Raw genomic sequence first — 25504 nt, forward strand, 5'->3', positions numbered from 1 at the left:
TCACCAGGGCGGCCTCGGCCCGCTTACGCCGCTCGAGCAGCCAATCGGGAAATACGTGCCTTGGCGCAGTTTCGGGACCGCGACGTCGATCGTGCCAACGCGGGTGTCCAGGTCACGATGGCGGTAGCCGTTACGGGAGTTGACCCGCTCCGGTGAACTCACGCCGTACTCGGCGCCGCAGACCGCGTCCGCGTCGGCCGACAACAGCGAGTTGATCACCGTGGACAGCAGGTGCCGCATCAGGTCCGGCGACGCGTCGCCGAGAGCTTGGTCCAACAGCCCGGCAGGGTTGATGATGTGAGGTGCGGTCATCGCGATAGAGCCCTTTCGAGAGTGCTGTGAGAGGTTCACTCGAAAGATCACGCGATGACCGCGCTCTTCGTTCAGCCCGCAGACGGGCCGCCCGACGATCACGCCGATCGCGTTACACCACTATCAGGGACGCCACTGACGGGCTTTGCTTGCCGTACTCAATCTTCGACACCTTGGAGCTGTGCCAACCGGCGAGGGCTGAGAGTCCTCGGCCGGTCAGCCCAGCATCTCGGCGAACGTCACGCAGGCGGTTACCTAGCGCTTCGCGCGCCTGGTGGACGGTACTTGTAACCAACGGAACACCGCTCAGCTATTCACGTAGTCAGCATGGGAAATGGCAATCGACCACAGTGTGTCGCGTACACGCACGCATCGGTCAACGATTACAGGGTCTACAGTCTCGGCACCGCCCGAGAACGTCCCGTCGGGAGTAAAGACGGTAAATATCAGGAACGCTCATCGTTGCCAACGCTTCCGAGTCGGTCACGGCCTCGCCGGTCAAGGTGTACGTGTCGCACTCCCCGTCGTCGCCCCGCCATCGGTTGCCGGTCGCCTTCAAGGGCACTCCCAACCGGGTGCCCGGTCGCAGGTACACGAGTAGGGATTCCGGGATCTCGACAACGCTCAGCGGCTTGCCCGCCACCTTCCACCCTTGGACCACGTACGTGTCACGGTCCGTTGCGTACAGGGTGGGAGAGCCACCGCCTTGCGTCGACTTGCCTAGGAACGTTAGCTGCAGGTCCGATCCTTCCGGTTGGAAGTTGCGGGAGTTTGCTTCACCTAGAACAATCGTTTGCTCGTGTCGCCCCGCTGTCAAGGCTTGCCGGGTCCAAGCAAACCCGAGCAAACAACATGGATGCCGCGACTGTGGCATCACCCTGACGTGTCCGCAGGGGCACGACACGCGCCGCGTTCATGCGGGGGTTCGACCGTGACCGGGCGGCCGGAACTTCCCCGACGCACCCCTGGGGCCGCGCTACCAGAACGGCTCAGGACTCGGTCGATTGAGCGGAACGAGAGCCCCCGGGACCGTTGTCGCCATCCGTCCTGGGGGCCAGCGCTGCCAAGGCTGCGCACACGGCAGGGTCATGGTCGTTCACAGCGGGGCTCCATCCCGTCAGACAATTCGAGAAGAACGGCAACCCGCTGTACATGCCGGCAGACCAGTCGATAGGGCCGAACAGCAGCTGGCGTGTCGCCAATCCGACACTCCCCGCGCAACCCGGGGTGAGCAAGGTGCGGAATCCGGGTAATCACGGCATCTGCCCGGTATGCCGGCGGTACCGTCCCCGTGGCGCGACGTCAGCGCGGTTGGCGGAGACGCCGGCGGTCACTCCGCACCGATGGCGGAGTCCAAGGCAATTCGGGGGGCTGGAAAATGCGAGCGGTAGCACGAACATCAGTTGTCGCAGGCTTGGTCGCGGCGACGTTCCTCTTGGGCACCGGCGCGGCGGAGGCGGCCGGCGCGACCAAGGAAGTCGCCTTCAAGAACGCCTTCGGCGACTGCAACGTCGGCGCCACGGTCGGCGCCACGACAGACAGCTTCGCCATCATCAACTTTCCGTCGAACGGCACCGTCTCCGCGACAATCAAGCTCAAGAAGCTTGACGCCAACACGACCTACCAGGTTCGACTGGTACAGACGCCCAACGGGCTCGGTGGCAACTGCGGAGCCGTCGACACCACGCTGACCACCAACAGCCAGGGCAACGGAACGACTCATTGGAGCGAGGCCCGGGACACGACGACGACAGGTGTCTTCGTGCTCCTGGAGGGCGGCACTCAGGGCTTCCTCGCCACGGACGGGGTCTTGGACTCCTGACGGGTACAGCCACCGCGGCCGCGCCCGCCTGACTGCGGCCGCGGCTGCGGTCAGGCGGGCGCGGCGCGGCGCGGCGCAAGCACGGGAATCCGCTGCGGCTCCGCTTGGTTCGCACCGAGGTGAAGAAGATCGGTTTCCTGTCCTTCGGGCACTGGCGCGACGCGGCCGGCTCGCAGACCCGCACCGCCGCCGACGCCCTCCTGCAGACCATCGACCTGGCCCAGGTCGCGGAGGACCTCGGCGTGGACGGCGCGTTCGTCCGCGTCCACCACTTCGAGCGCCAGCTCGCCTCGCCGTTCCCGCTGCTGGCGGCCATCGGCGCGCGCACCTCGCGGATCGAGATCGGCACCGGCGTCATCGACATGCGCTACGAGAACCCGCTGTACATGGCGGAAGAGGCCGCGGCGGCCGACCTGATCAGCGGCGGCCGGCTGCAACTCGGCGTCAGCCGGGGATCGCCGGAGACCGTGCTGCGCGGCGCCGAGGTGTTCGGTTACCGCCCGGCCGACGGCGAGAGCGTCGCGGACGCCGCCCGGCAGAAGACCGAGGTGTTCCTGGCCGCGATCGACGGTGCCAAGGTCGCCCGCACCGACCCGGCCCGGACCGGCTTCAGCGGCGGGCTGGCCGTGCAACCGCAGTCCCCAGGGCTGCGCGAGCGGATCTGGTGGGGCTCCGGCACCCGGGCCACCGCCCAATGGGCCGCCCGGTCCGGGATGAACCTGCAGAGCTCCACCCTGCTGTCCGAGGACACCGGGGTGCCGTTCGACCAGCTGCAGGCCGAGCAGATCGAGCTGTACCGGCAGGCGTGGCGCGAGCAGGGCCACGACCGGGAGCCGCGGGTCTCGGTGTCACGCAGCGTGCTGCCCATCACCGAGGAGATCGACCGGATCTACTTCGGCGAGCAGGCCCACGACGACCAGGTGGGGCTGCTCGAGGGGGTCCGGTCGCGCTTCGGGCGCACGTACGCCGGGGAGCCGGACCGGATCGCCAAGGAGCTCGCGGCCGACGCGGCCGTCCAGGCCGCCGACACCGTTCTTTTCACCGTGCCCAACCAGCTCGGGGTCGACTACAACGCGCGGATCCTGCAGACCATTACCCGACACATCGCTCCGGCGATCGGCTGGTCCCCCGCCGCGGAGGCGGGCCGGGGCAAACCCTGAGGATCTCTCGGGGTCCCCGGTCGCCGGGTCCTCCGCCAGGCGGAGCCGGGACCCCGACCGGCGTCCGGAACCACCGTTTCGCCGCTTTCCCCCGGTGAGCGGGCACCCGAGCCGCCCCGCGGCCGGCTCCGGGTGCGGCGCGGGTCCGACCCGGATGTTCCCAGCGCTCCCCCTGCCTAGGTTCAGGTTCGACACAGGAATCGATGCAGGGGGATTCAGCGATGAGCAAGCGACCGGTGACGGTTCGGGTGGCGCGGTGGAGCGCCGAGCATCCCTGGCGGGCGGTGGCGCTGTGGGTGGTGTTCGTCGCGGTCTGCTTCGTCGGGGGCAACGCGGCCGGCCTGCAGGAGGCCACCGCACAGGACCAGGCCGTGGGCGAGTCCGGACGCGCCGGCGTCATGATCGAGGAGGGAAAGTTCGCCGACGAGCCGGCCGTCGACAATGTGCTGATCACCTCCCGTTCCGGCCCGCTCGACCAGGCCGCCGCCGGTGCCGCGGCCGCGGCCGCGTCGGCCCAGCTGCGCACGGTCCCGGGCGTGGCGCAGGTCGGTGAGCCGATCAAGGCCAACGACGGCTCCGCGCTGCTGGTGCCGATCACCATGAGCGGCGACCCCGAGACCGCCTCCGACCGGGTGGAACCGCTGCGTGCGGCCACCGCCAAGGTGCAGGAGCAGCATCCGGCGCTGCGGGTGGAGCAGGTCGGCGGGCCGTCCATCGGCAAGGCCCTCGACGACACCCTCGGCGCGGACTTCCAGCGGGCGGAGATCCTCAGCCTGCCGGTGACCCTGGCGATCCTGATCGTCGCGTTCGGCGCGCTCATCGCCGCGGGCATCCCGGTGCTGCTGGCCCTGTCGTCGGTGGCCGCCGCGATCGGCTTGTCCACGCTGGCCTCGCACCTGGTGCCGGCCAACGACTCCACGTCGAGCGTCATCCTGCTCATCGGCATGGCCGTGGGCATCGACTACTCGCTGTTCTACGTCCGCCGGGAGCGCGAGGAACGCGCCAAGGGCCGCGGCCACGTCGACGCGGTGGAGATCGCCGCGGAGACCTCCGGGCACGCGGTCGTCGTCTCCGGTACGGCTGTCGTCATCGCCATGGCCGGGCTGTTCCTCGCCCAGGACGCCGTCTTCTCCTCGCTGGCCGTGGGCTCGATCCTCGTCGTCGCCGTCGCGGTGATCGGCTCGCTGACCGTGCTGCCCGCGCTGCTGGCCAAGCTGGGCCGCTGGGTGGACCGGCCGCGGGTGCCGCTGCTGTGGCGCCTCACCGCCCGCCGTACCGGCCCGGACGGCGTGGAGCGGCCGAGCCGCTTCTGGTCGCTCGTGCTGCGCCCGGCCCTGCGCCGGCCGCTGCCGACCCTGCTGATCAGCGTCGGCCTGCTGCTCGCCCTGGCCGCGCCCGCGCTGGGCATGCAGCTCAAGTTCCCCGGCACCGAGGACCTGCCCCGGACCACCCCGGCGATGCAGGCGTACGACCGGCTGGCGGCCGCGTACCCGAGCAACGGCACCAACCACATCGTGGCCGTGCGGGCCTCCGCCGACCAGGCGCCCGCCGTCAAGGCGGCCCTGACCAAGCTGGCCGCGAGCACCGCGGGCGACCGGCTGTTCGCCGCGCCGGAGCAGGCCGGGGCGGACATCGAGGTCTCCCCCGACGCCCGGGTGACGGTGCTGTCGATCGCCACACCGTTCTCCTCGCGCAGCGACGAGGCCGCGCAGTCGCTGCACCGGCTGCGGGAGAGCCTGGTCCCGGCCGCCCTCGGCGGGCTCAGCGGCGCCTCGTACGCGGTCGGCGGTGGTGTCGCCGAGAGTGAGGACTACGCCGCGCACGTGTGGAAGAAGCTGCCCATCGTCGTCGGCTTCGTGCTGCTGCTGACGTTCCTGGTGATGGCGTGGACGTTCCGCTCGGTAGTGGTGGCGCTGACCTCCATCGTGCTCAACCTGCTCTCCGCCGGTGCCTCGTACGGTCTGCTCGTGCTGGTCTTCCAGCGCACCTGGGCCGAGGACATCCTGGGTTTCACCTCGATGGGCGCGATCGTCACCTGGCTGCCGCTGTTCCTGTTCGTGGTGCTGTTCGGCCTGTCGATGGACTACCACGTCTTCGTGGTGAGCCGGATCCGGGAGGCGGTGCTACGCGGGGTGCCGAACCGCGAGGCGGTCGCCGAGGGCATCACCAGCTCGGCCGGGGTGGTGACCAGCGCCGCCATCGTGATGGTAGCGGTCTTCTCGATCTTCGCGACCCTCTCCACGATCGACATGAAGCAGCTCGGCGTCGGCCTGGCCGCGGCGATCCTGCTCGACGCGACGCTGATCCGGGCGGTGGTGCTGCCGGCGCTGATGACGCTGCTCGGCCCGGCGAACTGGTGGGCGCCGCGCCTGCTGCGGGGCCGCGGCCGGCACGCCGCCGGCGGTCCGGCGGCCGGCGCCGACGACGCGGAGCCGCAGGACGAGCAGTCCCCGGAGCTGATCGGCGCCCGCTGACCTCTCCGAACACGCGCCGGCCGGAAGCCACAGGGTTCCGGCCGGCGCCCTGCCGTCAGCCCACGGTCAGCCCAGCGTCAGCCTTCGAACGCCCGGCCGCCGCAGGCCGGCGGCCTCCCGGTCGGTGAGGGTCCGCCGGCCGGTCACCTTGCGCAGCAGCGTCGGATCGTCCCAGCCGAGGCGGCGGCCGGTGGCCCGTCCCCCGTCGCCGAGGAACAGGTCGGTGAGCACGCCGGCCGCGGCCGGGGTGAGCCAGGCCGGCCGGCCGAGGCCGTCGGCGAGGTCGAGGCCGTGAACGCCGACCTCGACGATGCGGGTGACCAGGAAGTCCGTCAGCGACATGGCATCGCCGTGCCGGGTGCCGACCACCCGATCGGCCGGCTCGCGGCGGCACAGCCCGACGATCTCACGCTGGTCGGCATGGAACGCGAGAGCGAGCGCGTGCCCGTCCGAGGCGGCGGCCGCACGCCGGGCGGCCAGGTCGAGGCGGGCGGCATTGGTAGCCGGCGAGAAACGGTCGTCGGCACGGTAGTAGCCGGCCGCGGACACCTCGGCCCGCGGCGGTGCGGGCGCCGCGAGCATGCCCGGCAGCCAGCCGATCACGGTCGCCACGTGGCCCAGCAGCTCGGCGACCGTCCACGGCGGGCAGGGACTGGCTCGTGACCAGTCGGCCGGGGCCACGTCGAGCATGACAGCGGCGAGCTCGGCCGTCTCGGCCGCGAAGGCGTCGAGCACCTGATCATGAAGCAGCCCGGGACCCGCTTCAGCGGGCGACATACTCGCGGAAGCGTTCTACCGCGCGCCCGGAGACGGCCCGGCCGTGCCCGAACACGGCGTGCTCGAAGTCGAGCCCGGCCAGCCGGGCGACGCTCTTCGCCTGCTGGTCGAGATCCACCGACACCATCTTGGGCGTGCTGCCGACGCGGCCGCCACGCTTGCCCGCGGCGGCGTCACCGGCGAACAGCACGCCTCCCGCGCGGTCGAGCAGGTAGGAGAGGTGACCGGCGGTGTGGCCGGGGGTGTGCAGCGCGGTGAAGCCGGGCAGCGGAGAATACCCGTCGGCCGTCACCACATCGTCGACCGGCGCCGGCTCGGGAGTGCCCATGAGCCGCGAGGTGAGCTTCACGACGGGGTGCCGGATCACGGGCCGCTCGGCGCCGGTGACGTATGGGACGTCGGCCTGGTGCGCGACGACGCGGGCGCCGGAGCGGCGGCGCACCTCGGCGAGCCCGCCGGTGTGGTCGGGATGATAGTGGGTGAGCAGCACGGTCCGCACGTCGCCGATGCTGCGGCGCAGCCCGTGCAGGACCTGGCCGATCTTCGCGGACCGGCCCGGCAGCCCGGTGTCGACGAGCACGACCCCGTCGTCGGTCACGACCAGATGCACGTTGACGTATCCGATGCCCACCTCGAAGACTCCGTCGACCACTTCACGCATGCGGAGATCTTCGCACCCGGCGACCCCCGGCGACGGCCACGACACCCGCGCCACAGTCGGCCCCGCCGGCCCCCTTCGCCGCCGCCGCGATCCTGGCAACCAGTGACTGGGTCGACGGGGTCGATCGCGATCACCCCGAGTCAGAGTCTGGCGATGGCGGACGCCGGGTCCTCGATCGCGTCCGCGACGCTGCGCATGAAGCCCGCCGCCGTTCCGCCGTCGCAGACCCGGTGGTCGAACACGAAGCTCATCTGCGTGATCTTGCGGATGCACAGCTCGCCGTCGACGACCCAGGGGCGGTCGATGATCCGGCCGAGGCCCAGGATCGCCACCTGCGGATGGTTGATGATGGCGGCGCTGCCGTCGACCCGGAAGCTGCCGTAGTTGTTGAGCGTGAAGGTCCCGGCCTCCTGGCCCGTCACCCGGCCCTCCCTGGCGCTCGCGGTGACCCGGCGGAGCTCGGCGTCCAGCTGCCCGGTCGTCATCGCCTCGGCGCCGAGCACCGCGGGCACGACCAGCCCGCGCTCGCCCTGCACCGCGATGCCGAGGTTGATCCGGTCGTATTCGACGATCTCCTGCCGCTCGGTGTCCACCCGGGCGTTGAGCATCGGATACTGCCGCAGCCCCGCCACCACGAACCGGGCGATGTAGGCGAGCAGCCCGGGGCCGGGCGTGCTCTGACGCAGCTCCCAGAGCCTGGTGGCGTCGACATCGACCCAGACGGTCGCCTCGGGGATCTCGGCGCGGCTGCGGGACAGCGCGGCCGAGACCGCCTTGCGGAAGCCGCTGAGAGCGACGCGACGCTCCCCCATGGCGGCCGAGACCGCCGGCGCGGCCGAAACCGCAGGAGCGGCCGAAACCATCGGCGCGGCCGAGACCGCCGGAGCGGCCGGAGCCACCGGCGCGGCCGAAGCCATCGGCGCGGCCGGCGACGCGGAAGCGGGCCGGGCCAGCGCACGCTCCACATCCGCCCGGACGATGACACCACCGGCACCGGTCGCCTCGACCGTGCCCAGATCCACCCCGCCCTCCCGGGCGAGCCGGCGCACCAGCGGCGAGACCACGAGCGGCACGCGACCAGCCGAAGCCGGGCCGGCCGAAGCCGGGCGAACCCGCGGCCGGCGGCGCCGCGACGTGACCGTGCCACCCGAGGTCCCGTACCCGATCAGGACGTTGCCGGAGCCGGCCGGCTCCGCCAGGACCGCCGCGGTGACCGTGAGCAGCGGCTTGCCGACCTCCAGGGTCGCCCCCTCGGCGGCATGCCGGGTCGCGACCCGGCCGGCGTACGGCGTCGGCACCTCGACCAGCGACTTCGCCGTCTCCACCTCGACCACCGGCTGATCGACCTCGACGGTGTCGCCCTCCTGGACCAGCCAGCGCACCACCTCCGCCTCGGTCAGGCCCTCGCCGAGGTCCGGCAGCAGAAACACCCGCGCGGTCACCGGTCCCCCCATTGCAGGTCGTCCACGGCGTCCAGGACGCGGTCCACGCCGGGCAGCTGGAAGTGTTCCAGCTTCGGCGGCGGGTACGGGATGTCGAAGCCGGTCACCCGGCGGATCGGCGCGGCCAGCGCGTGGAAGCACCGCTCGGTGACCCGGGCGACGATCTCCGACGACACGCTGGCGAAGCCGGCGGCCTCGGCGACCACGACGGCCCGGCCGGTGCCGCGGACGGCCGCGCAGACCGTCTCGTCGTCGAACGGCACGATCGAGCGCAGGTCGACCACTTGCAGGCTGCGGCCCTCGCTCGCGGCCACCTCGGCGGCTTCGAGCGCCACCGGCACCGACGGGCCGTACGCGATCAGGGTGGCGTCGGTGCCCGCGCGGCGTACCACCGCCGTGCCGATGCCGGGCACCGGCGCGCCCAGCTCGACCTCTTCCTTGGTCCAGTAGAGCTTCTTCGGTTCGAGGAAGACGACCGGGTCGGGCGAGGCGATCGCCTCGCGCAGCAGACCGTACGCGTCCGCCGGCGACGCCGGTGCGACCACGTGCAGGCCGGGCGTGTGCGCGTAGTACGCCTCGGAGGAGTCGCAGTGGTGCTCGACGCCGCCGATGCCGCCCGCGTACGGCACCCGGATCACCATCGGCAGCGTGACCCGGCCGCGGGTGCGGTTGCGCATCTTCGCCACGTGGCTGACGATCTGCTCGAACGCCGGGTAGGCGAAGGCGTCGAACTGCATCTCCACCACCGGGCGCATGCCGTTCATCGCCATGCCGATCGCCACGCCGACGATGCCGGACTCGGCCAGGGGTGTGTCGAAGCACCGGTCCTCGCCGAACTCGGCGGTCAGGCCGTCGGTGATCCGGAAGACGCCGCCGAGCGCGCCCACGTCCTCGCCGAAGGTCACCACGGTCGGGTCCGCGGCCATCGCCTCGCGCAGGGCCCGGTTGAGCGCCTGCCCCATCGTCAACTTCAAGTGGGTCATCGCAGCGCTCCTTCGCGCTCCCGCTCGTCGGCGACCAGCGCGGCCTGCTCGGTGAGCTGTGGGGTGGGCCTGGCGTACACGTGGTCGAAGAGCATCGCGGGGTCGGGCTCGACGTCGCGGTTGAGGCCGTCGCGCAGGTGGGTGGCAGCCCGATCCGCCTGCGCCGTGAAGTCCGTCAACTGCGCGTCGGTGAGCAGGCCGCGCCCGCGCAGGTGGGCCTCCAGCCGGGTGATCGGGTCGCGCTCGATCCAGGCCGCGACCTCCTCGTCGCGCCGGTAGCGGGTGGCGTCGTCGGCGTTGGTGTGCGCCTGCATCCGGTACGTGTGCGCCTCGATGAGCTGTGGTCCCTCGCCGGACCGGGCCCGGTCGACGGCGGCGCCGAGCACGGCCAGCAGCGCGGCCGCGTCGTTGCCGTCGACGCGTTCGCCCGGCACGCCGTAGCCGATGCCCTTGTGCGCCAGCGACGGGGCGGCGGTCTGCCGGGCCAGCGGCACGCTGATGGCGTACTCGTTGTTCTGCACGAGGAACACGACCGGCGCGCGCAGGACCGCGGCGAAGTTGAGCGCCTCGTGGAAGTCGCCCTCGCTGGTGCCGCCGTCGCCGCACAGCGCCATGACCACGGTCGGTTCGCCGCGCAGCCGCGCGGCGTGCGCGACGCCCACCGCGTGCGGGAGCTGGGTGGCCAGCGGTGTGGCGTGCGGGGCGACCTTGTGCTCGTACGGGTCGTAGCCGCAGTGCCAGTCCCCCTTGAGCAAACTCAGCGCCTCGACCGGGTCCACGCCCCGGCCCACCGCGGCGATCGTGTCGCGGTACGTGGGGAACAGCCAGTCGCCGTCGGCCAGCACCTGCGCGGCGGCGACCTGGCAGGCCTCCTGGCCGTGCGACGACGGGTAGACCGCCAGCCGGCCCTGCCGGACCAGCGCGTACGCCTGATCGTTGAGCCGCCGCGCGGTGACCAGCGCCGCGAAGGCCCGGACCAGCGCCGCGCCGTCCGGGGCGGCATACCCCGGCGCGCCGACCGCTCGTCCGTGCTTGTCGATGAGCGTGACCGGCTCGGCGGAGGGCAGCAGGTGGTGCGGGTCACGTGTCATGCCCACATGGTCGTTGCCCGACCATTCGGTTTCCACAACCGGCGGAAAACCGAGAAAATGTACGGAGCTGCCCGGCAGAGGGCGGCCAAATGTCCAGCCAACCCGGTCTGGAGACGAGGAGGACGAGACAAGTGGCCAGCCCCCTGGACGAGGTCGACCGGCAGATCCTGGCGGAGCTGACCCGCGACGGCCGGATGTCGATGCGCACCCTGGCCGAGCGCCTGCACATCTCCCGGGCCAACGCCTACGCCCGGGTCGAGCGGCTCCGCGCCGCGAAGGTGATCAGGGGCTTCCGGGCCGACATCGATCCGGTCGCCGCGGGCCTGGCCACCTCCGCCTACGTCACGGTCAACCTGCACCAGGCGGAGTGGCGCGACGTGGGCGAGCAACTGCGGGCGCTGCCCGGCGTCGTGCACATCGCCCTGGTCGGCGGCGAGTTCGACGCGATCCTGCTGGTGCGCGCCAGGGACAACGCCGGCCTGCGCCGCCTGGTCCTGGATGAGATCCAGGGCATGCCCGGGGTGGTCAACACCCGCACGCTGCTCGTCTTCGAGGAGGCCGAGCCGCTCTCCGCCACCGCCGTCTGGGAGCAGTGAGGGTCATCGGGCGGCGAGCCGGATGGCCGTCCAGGACACCGGCGGCAGGCTCGCCCGCAGCAGGCCGTCGCTGACGTCGGCGTCCTTGGCCGGGCGGGGCACCACGCGGTCCGGATCGGTCGCGGTGTTCACCGCGTACAGGTCGTCGTCCGCGAGCGTCCAGGACTCGGCCACCCGCAGGCCCGCCCGGAAGCCGGCCAGCGAGACGGCGAGGTCGACGCTCTCGGTCAGGTGCCGGTTGACGACGAAGACCGTGACGTCGCCGCTCTCGGCGTCGTGGGTGGCGACCGCGTCCAGCACCGGCACGGCGCCGAACTTCGCGGTGTCGTAGCTGGGCGAATGCGTCTCCACGCGCAGCACCTCGCCGCGGGCCAGCCGGGAGGTCAGCGCGAACGGGTGGAAGATGGTCTGCCGCCACGCCGGGCCGCCGGCCTCGGTGCGGATCGGCGCGATGACGTTGACCAGCTGGGCCTGGCAGGCGGCGGTGACCCGGTCGCTGTGCCGCAGCAGGGAGATGAGCAGGTTGCCCACCACCACGGCGTCGGCGACGTTGTAGCAGTCCTCGATGACCCGGGGGGCCACCTGCCACTCGGTCTCCTGCTTGGCCGCGAACGCGCTGTGGTACCAGACGTTCCACTCGTCGAACGAGATCTTGATCTTCTTGCGGCTCTTCAGCCTGGCGCCCACGCTGTCGGCGGTGGCGGCGACGCTGGTGATGAAGTGGTCCATGTCGACCGCCGAGGCCAGGAAGCTGCCCAGGTCACCGTCGACCGGCTCGTAGTAGGCGTGCGCGGAGATGTAGTCGACGGCGTCGTACGCCAGCTCCAGCACCTCGGCCTCCCACGCCGCGAACGTCGGCATCGAGGAGTTCGAGCTGCCGCAGGCCACCAGCTCCAGGCCCGGCTCGGCGCTGCGCATCGCCCGGGCCGTCTCCGCGGCGAGCCGGCCGTACTCGTGGGCGGTCTTGTGGCCGGTCTGCCACGGTCCGTCGAGCTCGTTGCCGAGGCAGAACATGGTCACGCCGTACGGCTCGGCGGAGCCGTTGGCCGCCCTCAGGCGCGCCAGGTGGGTGCGGTCGGGCTGGTTCATGTACTCCTGGACGTCCAGCGCCTCCTGCATGCCGCGGGTGCCGAGGTTGACCGCGTACATGATCTCGACGCCGGCCTTGCGCGCCCAGCGCACGAACTCGTCGATGCCGACCTCGTTGGTCTCCAGGCTGTGCCAGGCGAGGTCGCGGCGCACCGGCCGGTCCGCGACCGGGCCGATGCCGTCCTCCCAGCGGTAGCCGGAGACGAAGTTGCCACCCGGATACCGCACGACCGAGACGCCCAGCTCGCGGGTCAGCGCGAGCACGTCCTCCCGGAAGCCGTCGGCGTCCGCGGTCGGGTGCGACGGCTCGTAGATGCCCGTGTAGACGCACCGGCCCATGTGCTCGACGAAGGAACCGAAGGTGCGGCGGGAAACCGGCGCGATGGTGAACGCGGGATCGAGGGTGAAGGTTGCGGAAAGCACGGATCTCCCAGCGGTCGAAGGGGGTGTCACCCTGCCATTCTCCCCCGTCCGGTGACGGACCGCGCGGGTGCGGGGGGCGTACCGTGAGCGTCATCCGGCAGGCGAGGAGGACCCATGCAGAGGGTGTCGATCGACGTGGGGCTGGACCGTTCGCTGGAGGTCGTGTTGCGCGGTGAGGTCGACTTCACCAACGCCGCCACCTCCGCCGAGGCGATCCGGGCGGCGATCGTGGCGGAGCGGCCCACCGCGGTGCGGGTCGACCTCGCCGAGGTCACGTTCCTGGACTCCTCCGGCATCGGCGTCCTGGTGCAGGCGATGAAGGCCGCCGCGGCCTTCGACGCGATCTTCCGGGTCGAGCAGCCCACCGACAAAGTGCTGGACCAGCTGGACACCGCCGGGCTGCTCGAGCCGTTCGGGGTTACCCGGTCGTAGTACACCTCCGGGGGGTCGACATCGGCCGCGCGGGCGGGCGAGACTGCCAATGCTCCGCACGGGGTCGGACACGCGAGGCCGGGGGCAGCCGATGGAGGCACACCAGGGATACATGCGGCGCCTCACCGAGCTCAACGCCCAGATCGGCCGGGCCCGGCTCGACCCCGACGTGGGATACGAGCGGGCCGCCGGGCTGCTGGCCGGACGGATCGGCTGCCGGGTCGAGGAAGCGCATGCCTATCTGCGGCAACTGGCCACCGAGCAGGACCGCGACGTCCGCGCGGTGGCCGCCGAGGTCATGGTCACGCTGGAGGCCCGTGCCGTCACCCCGCCCGGCCGGCTGCGCACCGCCGCCGCCGCGGCTTTGACGGAGCGGGCCCAGCCGGTGGTGGGGCCGGGCCCGCTCGATTCCGGGATCCCGCACGACGAGCAGACCCGGCTGGCCGAGCGGATGGCACAGACCGAGCGGCTCGGCAGCCTCGGCTGGGGCGAGTGGGACCTGGTCTCCGACACCACCGTCTGGTCCGACGAGCTGTACCGCATCTACGAACGCGACCCCACCGCCGGGCCGCTGCCACGCGAGGAGTCCGAGGCCCTCGCCCTGCCCGACGACGAGCCCGTACGCCGGCAGGCGGCCGAGGCCTTCGGCCGCGGCGAGACCGTCGACGTCACCTACCGGATCCGCGTTCACGGCCGCGTCAAGCATGTGCGGGCCGTGGTCGACGCCGTCCGGGACGCCGGCGGCCGGCCGCTGCGGATCTACGGCATCATCCAGGACGTCACCGCCCGCGAGACCAGCCGCGCCAAGCTGGCCGAGGTGCAACAGCAGCTGCGCGAGCACCAGGCCAGCCTGGCCGTCGAGCACCGCCTCGCCGCCCAGCTGCAGCAGATCGTGCTGCCCATCCCGACCGCGCCGATCGACCTGCCCGGGATCCGGGCCGCCGTGCGATACCTCCCCGCCGAGCAGGCCAGCCGGGTCGGTGGCGACTGGTATCACGCGGCGACCGCCCGCGACGGCAGCGTCATCCTCGCCGTCGGCGACGTCGCCGGCCACGGGGTGTACGCCGCGGCCACGATGGCCCTGCTGCGGCACGCCCTCACGACCCTGACCGTCACCACCACGACGCACCCCGCCGAGTTGCTCGCCCACCTCAACCAGCTGCTCTACTCCAGCGACCCCACGGTCAGCACGGCCACCGCGGTCATCGTCCGCTACGACCCCGCCACCCACCACCTGCGGTGGGCCCAGGCCGGTCACCCCGCCCCGCTGCGCACCCGGGCCGGCGTCACCACCGAGCTGCCCCGGCCACGCGGGCCGTTGCTCGGCGCCCTGCCCCACCCGGGCTACGAAACCGCCACCCACAGCCTCGGGGAAGGTGACGTGCTCGTCCTCTACACCGACGGGCTCATCGAACACCGCTCGCACAGCCTCGAGGAAGGTCTCGCACCGGTCATGGCCACCCTCAACCGCGTCTGCGCCGCGCACCGCCCCCTCGACTTCCTGGTCGCCGAGCTGCGGACCGCCAACCCCGACGACGACACCTGCATCCTCGCCGCCCGCCGATCCGCCGCCACCGGCCGTCACGATGAGTGAGCCGGCCAGCCGGGGAGCCAGCCCCTCGCCCGCCGACCTGCTGACGCGGCAGTTCGGCCTGGACGGCCTCGTCACGCTGCGCCACGACCTCGAGCGCTGCGCCGCGCAGCACGGCCTGGCCGGGCTGGAGCTCTACCGCTTCGTCGTCGCCGTCAACGAGCTCACCACCAACGCGGTGCGGCACGGCGGGGGCAGCGGACAGCTCGCGCTCTGGCGTACCGCCGACCGGCTGCACTGCCGCGTCACCGACCGGGGCAAGGGCCTGCCCGCCGGCCGTCTCCCGCACCGGCCGCCGCCCGACGCCGTCGGTGGGCGCGGCCTCTGGCTCGCCCACCACAGCGTCGAACAGCTCGTCATCGACAGCGACGGCCGGGGCACGAGCATCACCGTCAGCACCCGGGTCTGAGCCCGCGGGCCGGCGGGTCAGCGCGGCTTGGTGGGCAGTTCGATGGTGAAGGTGGTGCCGGGGCCGGCGCCGGCGCTGTCGGCCAGGTCGATGGTGCCGTGGTGCCGTTCGATGATGGTGCGGGTGATGACCAGGCCCAGGCCGGTGCCGGGGATGCGCCGGTCGAGGGCGCTGGAGGCGCGGTAGAAGCGCCGGAACAGCCGGGGCCGGTCGCCGGGTGGGATGCCGATGCCGGTGTCGGAGATGCTCCAGGTGATCCCCTCACCGGTGGCGTCGAGGGCAGCGGTGATGGTGATGGTGCCGCCCGCCGGGGTGTACTTGATGGCGTTGCCCAGCAGGTTGTCCGCGACCTGGCGGAGCCGGTGCGGGTCGGCGTGGAGCTCGAGGTGTTCCGGCAGCCGGACGGCGACGGTGAGCTGTTTGTCGGCCGTCTGCGGCGCGTGGGCCTGCACCGCCTGGTCGATGATGGCGCACAGGTCGGTGTCGGTGGGGTCGACCGCGAGGTGCCCGGATTCGAGGCGGGCGAGGTCGAGGAGGTCCTCGGCCATGACGGACAGGCGCTGGGCGTTGCGGTTGATGACCCGCAGATAGTGCCGTTGCTGATCGATGGTCAGGCAGTCGAGCTCGTCGTCGAACAGGGCGGCGGTGCCGGTGATCACCGCCAGCGGGTTGCGGAGTTCGTGGGTGACCATGGCGAGGAACTCGTCCTTGGTCCGCGCCAGTTCGACGGTGAGCTCCTCGGCACGGCGCCGTTCGAGGTACTGCCCGACCTGGGCGGCGAGGCCACCGAGCAGCCCGGTGAGGGTGTCCTCGGGGTCCTCGACGCGGTCGCCGTAGACGCACAGCGCGCCCAGGGTCTGCGCGCCGGTGCTCAGCGGCACGCCGACGGCGACGCGCAGCCCGTTGCGGGCCGCGGCCCGGCTGCGCACCGAGCCGGTGTCGGCGGACAGGTCGGGGATCCAGTGTGCGACGGCGTCGGCGCAGACCCGGCCGGGCAGCCCGGTGCCGCGGTCGAGTTCGTCGAGGGCGAAGCCCCGGACCTGCCGGCCGGGTGCGACGTGCCGGGCCGCGCAGGTCAGCAGCTGGCGGTCGTCGTCGACCCGCCACAGTTCGACCACCGGCCAGCCCATCTTCACCCCCAGCGCCTCGACCACGCGGGCCGCGGCGGCGGTGCTCGAATCGGCCTCGGCCAGGCCCCGGGCGACGGCGGCCTCCACGTCGGCGAAGCGGCTGGCCCGCTGCGCGGTGGTGACGTCGTGGGCGAAGGCGTGAAACACCAGCCCGGCGGACTCGTCGGTGGCGGTCAGGGTCATCTCGATGGGGAACTCGTGTCCGTTGGCGTGCAGGGCGTCCAGGGTCAGCCGCCGGCCGAGGACCCGGCCGGGGCCACCGGCGGCGAGCCGCCCCAGCCCGGCGCGGTGCGCGGCCCGGAACCGGACCGGGATGATCAGTTCTTCGATCGGCCGGCCGCACGCCTCGGCGTGGGTGAAACCGAAGGTGGTCTCGGCGGCGGGGTTCCACGCCAGGACCCGGCCGGTGGCGGCGATGGCGATGTAGGCCTGCAGCGCGACGGCGAGCACTGCCGGCGAGTCGTGCAGGAGCCCGCCGGGGCACGCGACCGGCTGCGGCTCCGGCTCTGGTGGCGTCATCGTCTCCTCCGCACGGCCGGCCCGCTGATCAGGCACCGCCGTTGATGGCGCCCGTCCGCAGCGCGCCCTCCTTGACCTTCCACTTGGCCAGCAACTCGTCGTAGGCGCCGTCGTTGATCAGCGAGTACAGGGCTGCCTGGAAAGCGCCCGTCAGGGCCTTGCGGTCCTTGGCGACGCCGAGCCCGTACGGGATCGCCTCGATCTGCGGACCGGAGAGCTCGAGCGCCGGCATCTTCTCGACGTCGATGACCGCGATCGGGAAGTCGTTGAGCGCCGCCTGGGCCTTGCCGTCGCGCACGGACGCGGACGGCGTCTCGGACAGCACGATGGTCAGCCCCTTGCTGCCGCACGCCTTCCGCTGCGCCTGGGCCATCTCGACGAAGACGGTGTCCGCCTGCGCGGCGACCTTGCGCCCGCACAGCCCGGGCATGCCACCGATGTCGCCGACGCCCTTGGGCACGACGATCGACGTGCCGGCGTTGAGGTAGTTGACGAAGTCCGCCTTCTCCTGCCGCACCGCCCGGTCGAACATCGACGACATCGAGAAATCGATCTTGTGGGCCTGCACCTGGTCGAGCAGGTCGCCGAAGCCGACGTTCTGCCACCGCACCTCGAGCCCGAGCCGCTCGGCCATCGCCTCGGCGAGGCCGATGTCGAGGCCGGTGAAGGTGGACCCGGCCATGAAGGTCATCGGCTCGAAGGTCGGATCGGTGCCACCCACCAGCACCCCGGCCTGCTTGATCGCGTCCGGCAGGGCCGCCCGCGCCTCGGCGAGCCGGTCGACCGGCTCGCCGGCCCCGGCATCCCGGCCCGCGCAGCCGGCGGCACCGGCCAGCGTCAGGACGAAGCTCAGCAGCAGCGCGATGACCTTCACGACACCTCCCAGGCGACTACCGCTCTCTTCGGCCACCGGCGTGCCGGGCTGAGCCGAAGATGCCCGCTATGCGGGCTTTGAAGATAATCTGAGACCAAGGGGGTTCCCGTGACGTTCACCATCCGGCGCCAGATCGCCGGCCTGGCGGTGATCGGGTTCGTCCTGGTCATCGTCGCCGGAGCCATCGGATATCGCGGCATCTCGGCCATCGCGGAACAGCAGGTGGCCGCCCGGGACTCGGCGGCGGCGCTGCAGGCGGCGCAGTCCGCCGACCTGGCCCGGGCGCTGTTCCGGGGCAACGTGCTGGCCGCGCTGGTCACCAACAACGCCACGGAACGCCAGACGGTGCTCGACAGTCTCGGCCGCAACGTGGCGCAGGCCCGGGCCGGCATCGACGACGTCATCCGCCACGCGCCGGAGCTGCGGCCGCAGGCGGACGCCGTCCTGCCCGCCCTGGATCAGCTGATCGCCGCCGGCCAGCGGATGGTCACGCTGGCCAGCCGGGTCGCCTCGGACCCGACCCGGTCCGGGGCCCTGGCGGCCCGGCCCGCCTACGACGCGGTCGACGCCAAGGCCGCGGAGACCCTGGAGGCGCTGAAGGCCGCGATCGGCCTGCGGGTCAAGCAGTCCTACGACGAGGCCACCGACGTCGCCACCGACGCGAAGCTGCTCACCCTGGTCACCGGCCTGCTGGCCGCCCTGGTCCTCGGCGGCGCCGCGCTCCTGCTGGCCCGCCGCATCGCCCGCCGGATGGACCACTGCCTCGCGGCGGCGCGGTCCGTCGCGGCCTACGACCTGACGGTGGACGCCTCGCTGACCGGCAGCGACGAGCTGGCCCAGCTCGGCGACAGCCTGAACGGGATCGTCGGCTCACTGCGCACGGCGCTGATCGAGATCGGCGGCAACGCGAACTCCGTCGCCGCCGCCTCCGAGGAGCTGACCGCGACGAGCCGGCAGTTGTCGCAGGGCGCCGGAACGGCCTCGTCGGAGGCCGGCGTGGCCAGCCGCGACATCGGCCTGGTGACCTCGAGCGTCGACGAGACGACGGCCGCGGCGCACGGGCTGGAGAGCTCGATCCAGGACATCACGTCGGCCGTGACCGAGGCCGACACGGTGGCGAAGGAGGCCGTGGACCTGGCGGCCACCACCAACCGCACCATCGACCGCCTCCGCACCTCCAGCGAGGAGGTGTCGGCGGTGGTCACCATCATCACGGCCATCGCCGAGCAGACGAACCTGCTGGCCCTGAACGCGACGATCGAGGCGGCGCGGGCCGGCGAGCAGGGCAAGGGCTTCGCCGTGGTGGCGGGCGAGGTGAAGGACCTGTCCCGGGAGACGGCGTCGGCCACCGGCGACATCGCGGCGAAGGTGACGGCGATGCAGACCGACACCGCGGGAGCGCTCGACGCGATCACCCGGATCAGCGCGGTCATCGCCCGGATCGACGAACTGCAGCGGTCGATCTCCACGGCGGTGCACGCCCAGACGAACGCGACCAGCCAGATCGTCGCGAGCATCGCGGCGGCGGTGGTGTCCGCGACCGGGGTGTCGGAGTCGATCGGCAGGGTGGCGGACACCACGACCCTGACCCACGAGGCGGCGACCCAGACCGAGGCCGCGGCGCTCGAGCTGTCTCAGCTGTCCAACAGCTTGCGCATGGTCTCCGACAGATTCCGCCACTGACCGGCCGGCCGGCGGCGGGGCGGAATCCGCCCCACCGCCGGCGCCGGGGTCACGTGGTGCAGGCGGTGCCGTTGAGCTGCCAGCCGGTGGGCGGCTGGTTGGTGCCGGTGTGGGTGCCCTGGAAGCCGAACGACGCGGTGCCGCCCGCGGCGATCGTGGCGTTGTGGCTCACGTTGGTGGCGGTCACCGCCGGCCCGTTCTGCGTCAGGGTGGTGTTCCAGCTGCCGGTGACCTGCTGGCCGTTCCCGAACGAGAACGTCAGCGCCCAGCCGGCGACCGGCGTGCTGCCGGTGTTGGTGACCGTCACGTCGCCGGTGAATCCCGTGTTCCACGAGGTGGCCGCGTAGGTCACCCGGCACGCCGCGGTGCCGCCGGGCGGCGCCGTCGTCGGCGGGGTGCTCGTCGGTGGCGTGGAGGTCGGCGGGGTGGTGGGCGGGGTGGTGGGCGTGGTCCCACCGGTGATCGCGAGCTGCTCGGCGGTGAACGTGCCGTGCGCCGGGTTGACGTCCGCCTCGCCCGCGCCGCCGTCGCAGGCGCGGCTCGGGTTGAACATCAGGTAGGTGCCCGAGTTGCAGGTGCTTCCGGTCGGCGCGGCCGGCGGTTCGGCGTCGCCGCCGATCACCGCGCTGCCGCCGATGGTGGCGCCGCCCTGGATGATCGCGTTGCCCCGCACGACCGCGTTGCCGGTCACCGTGCCGCCGTTGACCCAGGCGAGGTCCTCGATCCGGGCGTTGCCGCTGACCGTGCCGCTGTACACGGCCGCGCGCGGCCCGACGTAGGCGCTGGCGGCCACGTTGGCGTTGCCGGCGACCCAGCCGCCGCCGTTGCTGTGCCAGCGCCCACCGTTGGTGGCCGCCGGCTTGACGTAGCCGGGCTCGTGGCCGGACGGGATCGCGCCGGAGATCCGGAACTCGTACGGGTAGCGGCGGTTCTTGGGCCAGCCGTCGAGGAACCCGTACTTCGGCACGGCGCCGGCGGGCGTACCGGTGACGACCAGGAAGACCTCGCGCTCACCGGGCTGGGTCTGGAAGCTGATCTGGTTGTCGGTGCCCTGGGTCAGCTCCCCGTATCGCGGGGTGCCGTTGCGCACGGCGACGAAGCCGAACGTCCAGCCGGTCGCGCCGGTCTCGGCGTGGCCCTTCAGGTGCAGGCGGATCAGCGCGCCGTCGCTGTCCGGCACGAGCTGGATCTTGTTGTAGCCGTAGTCCGACGGCGCCATCGCGTCGGAGACGCGGTAGTGCCGGGCATTGCCGTCGACCGCCTCGACCGGCACACCCTTGTACGCGTTGAGGAAGCCGGCGCCGTACACGCCGGTGATGAACGGCAGAAAATCGGCGCGGTTGGTGTAGTCCCAGGTCACGTTGTGCTGGGCGTACTCGCCGAGGCGACGGTTGAGCTCGGCCTGCGTGCTGCCGCTGATCCGCCGGTAGGTCTCCAGCGGGTGCTCGGAGCTGAGCGCCTCGTTCCAGATGCGATTGACCATCGCGAGCCCGTCACGGTCCTTGATGTACTGCAGCAGCATCCAGGCGCCGTAGTGGTGACGCGACGAGGAGTAGTACAGATTCTCCGTGCGCAGCCAGCGGGTGAGGTCGCCGGCGGCCGTCCGCGGGTAGACCTGCATGGCCATGAACTCGGCGCTGGCCTCCCAGAACGTGCCCGCCGACGGGTGCGTGAAGCCAACTCCGGAGCGGCCCAGGAAGGTGTAGTTCTGGAACACGTGCGCCAGTTCGTGCGCCAGGCCCCACGAGCCGGGCTGGGCGGCGCCGGGCGCGATGTTGATCACGCCGACCCGGTTGTCGGTCGAGCCGCCGGTGGCCCAGGCGTCGAGTTCGGTGCGGTTCCAGGTGCGGGTGACGATCACGATGATCTTGTGCTGGGCCAGCAGCCCGGTCTCCGGCGTGAACTTCATCGTGTTCACGTAGTAGCTGTACAGGGTCTCCAGCTGGCTGAGGATGTTGTCCGGGTCGAAGCGGTACTCCCCCGCCGCGGTCTTCGGGTCGGTGCCGGATTTCTCGCCCCACAGCAGGATGAAGTCGGCCGACTCCCTGGTCCGGTTCTGCGCCCACGGCACCTCACCGGTGCTCTGCCAGCGGGCCGGGATCCATACGGTCTTGGCCGCGGCGTTCGCGGCGGGCAACAGATCCGGCACGGCCAGCGGCGCCGCGCCGAACACGATCAGCGCGAGCACGGCCAGCCATCGGCGCACCTTGACCCGAGGTCTCATCACAGCATCCCAACGTCGTTCGGACAGGGTTGAGGTCGGCCGCCCGATATCCCTGCCCGGAAGGATGCGTTCTGGTGGCCAGCACGACCATGGTGCGCGGGCCACCCGGCACAGTCAATAGGTGGTCATCGATCTCTTCCAGCGCGCGGCATGATGGACCGGTGGCTCCCCGACGCCGGATAGCGATCATCGCCGCCGCGGTGGTGGTGCTCGCGGTGCTGGCCGGCCTCGGCGTGCGCCTGCTCGGCGGCGACAGCCGGTCCGGGCGGCCGGACCAGGCCATTCCCGGCACGGTCCTGCTGGTCCCCGGGTACGGCGGCAGCCAGGCCGCGCTGTCCCGGCTGGCCCAGCGGCTGGCGGCCGCCGGCCGGGTCGCGCGGGTCGTCGCCCTGCCCGGCGACGGCACCGGCGATCTGCTGGTGCAGGCCGACGCCCTGGAAGACGCCGTGCGGACGGCGCTGGGCAGCGGCGCGCCGTCCGTCGACGTGATCGGATATTCGGCCGGTGGCGTGGTGACCCGGCTCTGGGTGCGGCGGCACGAGGGCGCGACCGCCGCCCGGCGGATCGTCACGCTGGGCTCCCCGCTGCACGGCGCACGGATCGCCGGGATCGGCTCGGCGCTGGCACCGGACGCCTGCCCGACGGCGTGCCGCCAGCTCGCCCCCGGCAGCGCCGTCCTGAACGACCTCGCCGGCGACCCCCTGCCGCCGGGGCTGCCGTGGCTGTCGATCTGGACGGAGAACGACCAGACCGTCCAGCCACCGGAGTCGGCCCGGCTGGACGGAGCTGTGAACGTACCGGTGCAGAGTCTCTGTCCCGGCGCGGTGATCTCGCACGGTGAGCTGCCGACGGACCCGGTGGTCACCGCCCTGGTGCTGCGGGCGCTCGGCCCGGCGCCGCTGGCGGCGCCGGACGCCTGCCCGGTCAGTTCGTGATGTCGCGGGTCGTGAAGTTCGCCCAGGCGGCCCCGAGCAGGACGACCAGGTAGACCACCTGGATGCCGGCGCCGCGCTCGATGTCGCGCCAGAGGATCGGCTCGCGGAAGAAGTCGATCCAGGCGAGCCAGTAGCGGGTCGGAAGGTACGGCCGGATCGCCGCGGCCGCGTCCAGGGTGGCCAGCACCTGGCTGGTGACCAGCACGGACAGCGCCCCCATCGCGGCGCCCAGCGCCGAGTCGGTGACGGTGGACAGGAACAGCGCGATCGCCGCCACCCCCAGCATCGACACGGCGATGTAGGCGACGGTGCCCAGCAGCCGCAGCATCAGGCCGGCCGGGGTGATGGTGACGCCGGACAGCGAGGTCACGTCCGCGGGCAGGGCCACCCCGGCGGACGGTTCGCCGCCGAACAGGGTCAGCCCGGCGGCCAGCGAGGTGAGCAGCACCGCCCCGATCGCGAACAGCACGAAGACGATCAGCGCGATCAGCTTCGCGACCAGCAGCCGGGTCCGCCCGACCGGGCGGATCAGCAGGTAGCGCAGGGTGCCGGTGGCGGCCTCCCCGGCGATCGAGTCACCGGCCAGCACGGCCACCGAGACCGGCAGGAAGATCGGCATGACCAGCGCCATCGCGGCGGCCGGGAACAGGGCACCGTTGCTCAGCACCGCGGACAGGAACGCGCCGCCCTGCCCGGGCGGCGGCGGGATCCTGGTCGTGGCCAGGAAGACCGCGACGATCAGCGGCAGGGCGCAGAGCAGCGCCGCGATCAGATAGGTGCGCGGCCGCCGGAACAGCTTCGCCAGCTCCACCGTGATCATGGCGCCTCCACCCGGTCGGCACTGGTCGTCGTCGCGGCCAGCACGATCTGTTCGAGCGAGCGCCGTTCGCCGGCGAACTCGGTGATCCGGATGCCGGCCCGGACCAGTTCGGCGTTCAGGTCGCCGGGGTCGGGATGACGCACCGTCAGCAGATGGCCCTGAACGGCCTCGACCTTGCCGTCCAGCAGCGCGACCACCCGTTCCGGGTCGGGGGTGCCGACCACCACCCGGCCGGTCGGCGCCCGCAGCGTGGCGAGGTCGTCCTGCAGCACCAGCCGGCCGCGGTCCATCACCCCGACCCGGGTGCACAGCGCCTCGATCTCGCCGAGCAGGTGGCTGGAGAGGAACACGGTGGTGCCGTCGGCGTTGAGCTCGATCAGCAGGTCCCGGATCTCCCGGATGCCGCGCGGGTCCAGGCCGTTGGTCGGCTCGTCGAGGATCAGCAGCCGGGGCCGGCGCAGCAGGGCCGCGGCCAGGCCGAGCCGCTGCCGCATGCCCAGCGAGTACGCGCGCACCGGCCGGCGGTCGATCCCGGCGAGCCCGACCCGCTCCAGGGCCTCGCCGACCCGGGCGCGGCGGTCGCGGCGGCCACCGCCCGGCCCGGCCGCGTCCAGCAGGCTCAGATTGGTCCGGCCGGACAGGTGCGGGTAGGCGCCCGGGCCCTCGACCAGGGCGCCGACCGACGGCAGGATCTCCTTCACCCGGCGCGGGACGGCCGATCCGAGCACCTCGATCTCGCCGCGGGTGGCGAAGACCAGGCCGAGCAGCATCCGGACGAGGGTGGTCTTGCCGGAGCCGTTCGGGCCGAGCAGGCCGTACCGGTCGCCCTCGCGAACCTCCAGGTCGACCCCGTCCACGGCGTGGATCCGGCCGTACCGCTTGGTCAGGTCCGTGGTTCTGATCATCGGGCGGCTCCGGCCAGGTCGGTGGCGACGCGTTCCAGCACGGCGGGCCGCACCAGCCCGGCGACCAGGAAGGTCCGCTCGGCCTGGACGACCAGGACGGTGAGCAGCCCGGTGCCGAGCAGCGCGGCCCGGCCGCTCGGCACCGGCAGGCCGCGGCCGAACCGCACCGCGTTGTCGTACGCCTCGGAGCCGAATCGGCGTGGCACCGGCAGCACCACGAACTGCGCCAGCCCGGCGCCGTAGACCCCGACGGCCCGGGTCCCGTCGAGCGGGTCGCGGCGCCGCTGACCGGCCAGCAGGTCCGGCGGTACGCCGAAGCGGCCGCGGTTGAGCGCACCCAGCACGTCCGGCGCCTCGCCCAGCGCGTAGCCCATGCCCGGCCGCCGGGCCGGTGGAGTCAGCACGTCGCCGTCCGGCACGCTCAGGCGCAGCTCCAGGAAGCGGCTGATGAAGGCCGGCCGTTCCCCGCCCCGCGCCGTGAGCTCGACCCGCAGCGGCAGGCCGGAAGCCGGATCGGCCCAGATGTCGACGTGGTCGACGGTGCTGTCCCCCGCCGCGGGCGCGATCCGCAGGCCGGCCGCCGGAATGCCCGCGACCCGCTTGGCCGGCAGCGGCTGGAGCGCCTCGCCCGCCGCGAGGCCGAGCAGCCGGCGTGCCAGGTCGGGTGGGGTCAGGTCGGCCGCCCGGGGCAGGCGGACCCGCTGATCACCGACGATCCGGGAAAGCTGGTTGTCGTCGAAGTCCCAGACGTACTCCGCCTCCGGGGTGCGGTAGAGATCGCGTTCGGTGCCGCCGGCGATGACGTCGACCCGCCAGCGGTCGGGTGCCGCATACCAGGTGCGCATCTCGGTCGTGCCGCTGGCCAGGGCGGTGACCCGCGCCAGGTTGGGCAGCGGCGGGATCGGCAGCAGGCCGTTGCTCTGCGCGAAGCCCTGATAGGGCTGGTCGGAGGAGGCGACCATCCGCTCGCGCAGCACGGCCACGCCGGGCTCGGCGGCGGACACGGGCCACCGGTTGACGACGATCGGAATGCCGCACAACAGCGTGACGACGCCGAGCACGATGCCCCAGCGGCGCCGCGCTTCCGCCCTCACCACCGTGCGGCCCCTGCGCATAGGCCTGCAACCGTACCCGCGGCGGCCCGGCTCAGGT

At 72.5% G+C, this 25504-nt stretch carries 23 protein-coding genes and 1 pseudogene; 9 read left to right on the plus strand and 15 right to left on the minus strand.

The annotated features are described in order from the left end of the window. The 3 genes and pseudogenes from DMB66_RS45395 to DMB66_RS66255 form a co-directional block, all read right to left on the minus strand. A pseudogene (locus DMB66_RS45395) lies at positions 1–312 on the minus strand (transposase); the annotation flags it as partial. Between the two features lie 112 nt (positions 313–424). Further along, positions 425–607, minus strand: coding sequence for a helix-turn-helix domain-containing protein (locus tag DMB66_RS45400; protein ID WP_125810324.1), 183 nt, complete (start codon positions 605–607; stop codon positions 425–427). A gap of 11 nt (positions 608–618) precedes the next feature. Next, on the minus strand, positions 619–762 hold the full coding sequence (locus DMB66_RS66255) for a DUF6879 family protein (RefSeq protein ID WP_370320521.1): 144 nt from the start codon (positions 760–762) through the stop codon (positions 619–621). Positions 763–1726: 964 nt separating this feature from the next. Here DMB66_RS66255 and DMB66_RS45405 point away from each other — a divergent pair. The 3 genes from DMB66_RS45405 to DMB66_RS45415 all read left to right on the plus strand — a co-directional run bounded on the left by DMB66_RS45405 (position 1727) and on the right by DMB66_RS45415 (position 5768). Then, a complete protein-coding gene (locus tag DMB66_RS45405) occupies positions 1727–2134 on the plus strand; it encodes a hypothetical protein (protein WP_125810325.1) in 408 nt (135 codons plus the stop codon). A 119-nt stretch (positions 2135–2253) separates the two neighbouring features. After that, positions 2254–3294, plus strand: a complete 1041-nt coding sequence (locus DMB66_RS45410; RefSeq protein ID WP_199753003.1) for an LLM class flavin-dependent oxidoreductase — start codon at positions 2254–2256, stop codon at positions 3292–3294. A 221-nt stretch (positions 3295–3515) separates the two neighbouring features. Next, entirely contained in the window at positions 3516–5768 is a 2253-nt protein-coding gene (locus DMB66_RS45415; protein WP_125810327.1) for an MMPL family transporter, read from the plus strand. A 66-nt stretch (positions 5769–5834) separates the two neighbouring features. Here DMB66_RS45415 and DMB66_RS45420 read toward each other — a convergent pair whose 3' ends face one another. From DMB66_RS45420 to DMB66_RS45440, 5 genes are all read right to left on the minus strand, one after another. After that, positions 5835–6545, minus strand: a complete 711-nt coding sequence (locus tag DMB66_RS45420; RefSeq protein WP_125810328.1) for a maleylpyruvate isomerase family mycothiol-dependent enzyme — start codon at positions 6543–6545, stop codon at positions 5835–5837. Next, positions 6532–7206 carry an MBL fold metallo-hydrolase gene (locus DMB66_RS45425; protein WP_125810329.1) on the minus strand — a complete coding sequence of 225 codons (675 nt, stop codon included), beginning with the start codon at positions 7204–7206 and terminating at the stop codon, positions 6532–6534. Before DMB66_RS45425 ends, DMB66_RS45420 begins: the two co-directional genes overlap by 14 nt. A gap of 140 nt (positions 7207–7346) precedes the next feature. Then, positions 7347–8660: a dihydrolipoamide acetyltransferase family protein gene (locus DMB66_RS45430; protein WP_199753004.1), complete on the minus strand. Its 1314-nt coding sequence runs from the start codon at positions 8658–8660 to the stop codon at positions 7347–7349. Further along, positions 8645–9631, minus strand: coding sequence for an alpha-ketoacid dehydrogenase subunit beta (locus DMB66_RS45435; RefSeq protein WP_125810331.1), 987 nt, complete (start codon positions 9629–9631; stop codon positions 8645–8647). The genes DMB66_RS45430 and DMB66_RS45435 overlap by 16 nt, the downstream gene beginning before the upstream one ends. Beyond that, complete coding sequence (locus DMB66_RS45440; RefSeq protein WP_125810332.1) at positions 9628–10722, minus strand: thiamine pyrophosphate-dependent enzyme; 1095 nt, start codon at positions 10720–10722, stop codon at positions 9628–9630. The genes DMB66_RS45435 and DMB66_RS45440 overlap by 4 nt, the downstream gene beginning before the upstream one ends. An 89-nt stretch (positions 10723–10811) precedes the next feature. On the opposite strand from DMB66_RS45440, the gene DMB66_RS45445 reads away from it, so the two are divergent. Then, positions 10812–11318: an Lrp/AsnC family transcriptional regulator gene (locus tag DMB66_RS45445; RefSeq protein ID WP_125810333.1), complete on the plus strand. Its 507-nt coding sequence runs from the start codon at positions 10812–10814 to the stop codon at positions 11316–11318. A gap of 3 nt (positions 11319–11321) precedes the next feature. On the opposite strand, the gene DMB66_RS45450 is transcribed toward DMB66_RS45445, so the two are convergent. Continuing rightward, positions 11322–12830, minus strand: a complete 1509-nt coding sequence (locus DMB66_RS45450) for an alpha-N-arabinofuranosidase (RefSeq protein WP_125810334.1) — start codon at positions 12828–12830, stop codon at positions 11322–11324. 114 nt (positions 12831–12944) lie between these two features. On the opposite strand from DMB66_RS45450, the gene DMB66_RS45455 reads away from it, so the two are divergent. The 3 genes from DMB66_RS45455 to DMB66_RS45465 all read left to right on the plus strand — a co-directional run bounded on the left by DMB66_RS45455 (position 12945) and on the right by DMB66_RS45465 (position 15262). After that, entirely contained in the window at positions 12945–13262 is a 318-nt protein-coding gene (locus tag DMB66_RS45455) for an STAS domain-containing protein (protein ID WP_125810335.1), read from the plus strand. Between the two features lie 91 nt (positions 13263–13353). Next, positions 13354–14856, plus strand: coding sequence for a SpoIIE family protein phosphatase (locus tag DMB66_RS45460; protein ID WP_199753005.1), 1503 nt, complete (start codon positions 13354–13356; stop codon positions 14854–14856). After that, the gene (locus tag DMB66_RS45465; protein WP_125810337.1) at positions 14849–15262 is read left to right on the plus strand and encodes an ATP-binding protein; all 414 of its coding nucleotides are present in this window, start codon (positions 14849–14851) and stop codon (positions 15260–15262) included. Before DMB66_RS45460 ends, DMB66_RS45465 begins: the two co-directional genes overlap by 8 nt. 17 nt (positions 15263–15279) lie before the next feature. On the opposite strand, the gene DMB66_RS45470 is transcribed toward DMB66_RS45465, so the two are convergent. Further along, positions 15280–16911 carry an ATP-binding protein gene (locus tag DMB66_RS45470; protein WP_125810338.1) on the minus strand — a complete coding sequence of 544 codons (1632 nt, stop codon included), beginning with the start codon at positions 16909–16911 and terminating at the stop codon, positions 15280–15282. Positions 16912–16939: 28 nt separating this feature from the next. Then, the gene (locus tag DMB66_RS45475) at positions 16940–17785 is read right to left on the minus strand and encodes a transporter substrate-binding domain-containing protein (protein ID WP_125810339.1); all 846 of its coding nucleotides are present in this window, start codon (positions 17783–17785) and stop codon (positions 16940–16942) included. 108 nt (positions 17786–17893) lie between these two features. Here DMB66_RS45475 and DMB66_RS45480 point away from each other — a divergent pair, with 108 nt between their 5' ends. Beyond that, positions 17894–19468: a methyl-accepting chemotaxis protein gene (locus DMB66_RS45480; protein ID WP_125810340.1), complete on the plus strand. Its 1575-nt coding sequence runs from the start codon at positions 17894–17896 to the stop codon at positions 19466–19468. Positions 19469–19517: 49 nt separating this feature from the next. Here DMB66_RS45480 and DMB66_RS45485 read toward each other — a convergent pair whose 3' ends face one another. After that, the gene (locus tag DMB66_RS45485) at positions 19518–21692 is read right to left on the minus strand and encodes a DUF6055 domain-containing protein (RefSeq protein WP_125810341.1); all 2175 of its coding nucleotides are present in this window, start codon (positions 21690–21692) and stop codon (positions 19518–19520) included. Positions 21693–21853: 161 nt separating this feature from the next. On the opposite strand from DMB66_RS45485, the gene DMB66_RS45490 reads away from it, so the two are divergent. Continuing rightward, complete coding sequence (locus DMB66_RS45490; protein ID WP_125810342.1) at positions 21854–22627, plus strand: lipase; 774 nt, start codon at positions 21854–21856, stop codon at positions 22625–22627. Here DMB66_RS45490 and DMB66_RS45495 read toward each other — a convergent pair. The 3 genes from DMB66_RS45495 to DMB66_RS45505 are packed head-to-tail and all read right to left on the minus strand — an operon-like array spanning position 22617 to position 25449. Then, complete coding sequence (locus DMB66_RS45495) at positions 22617–23447, minus strand: ABC transporter permease (RefSeq protein ID WP_125810343.1); 831 nt, start codon at positions 23445–23447, stop codon at positions 22617–22619. The two genes, DMB66_RS45490 and DMB66_RS45495, sit on opposite strands and share 11 nt — an antisense overlap. Further along, entirely contained in the window at positions 23444–24352 is a 909-nt protein-coding gene (locus DMB66_RS45500) for an ABC transporter ATP-binding protein (protein WP_125810344.1), read from the minus strand. The genes DMB66_RS45495 and DMB66_RS45500 overlap by 4 nt, the downstream gene beginning before the upstream one ends. Further along, positions 24349–25449 (minus strand): hypothetical protein, encoded by a 1101-nt coding sequence (locus DMB66_RS45505; protein ID WP_125810345.1) that lies wholly within the window; start codon positions 25447–25449, stop codon positions 24349–24351. The genes DMB66_RS45500 and DMB66_RS45505 overlap by 4 nt, the downstream gene beginning before the upstream one ends. Between the last annotated feature and the right edge of the window lie 55 nt (positions 25450–25504).

The organism is Actinoplanes sp. ATCC 53533, assembly GCF_003947245.1.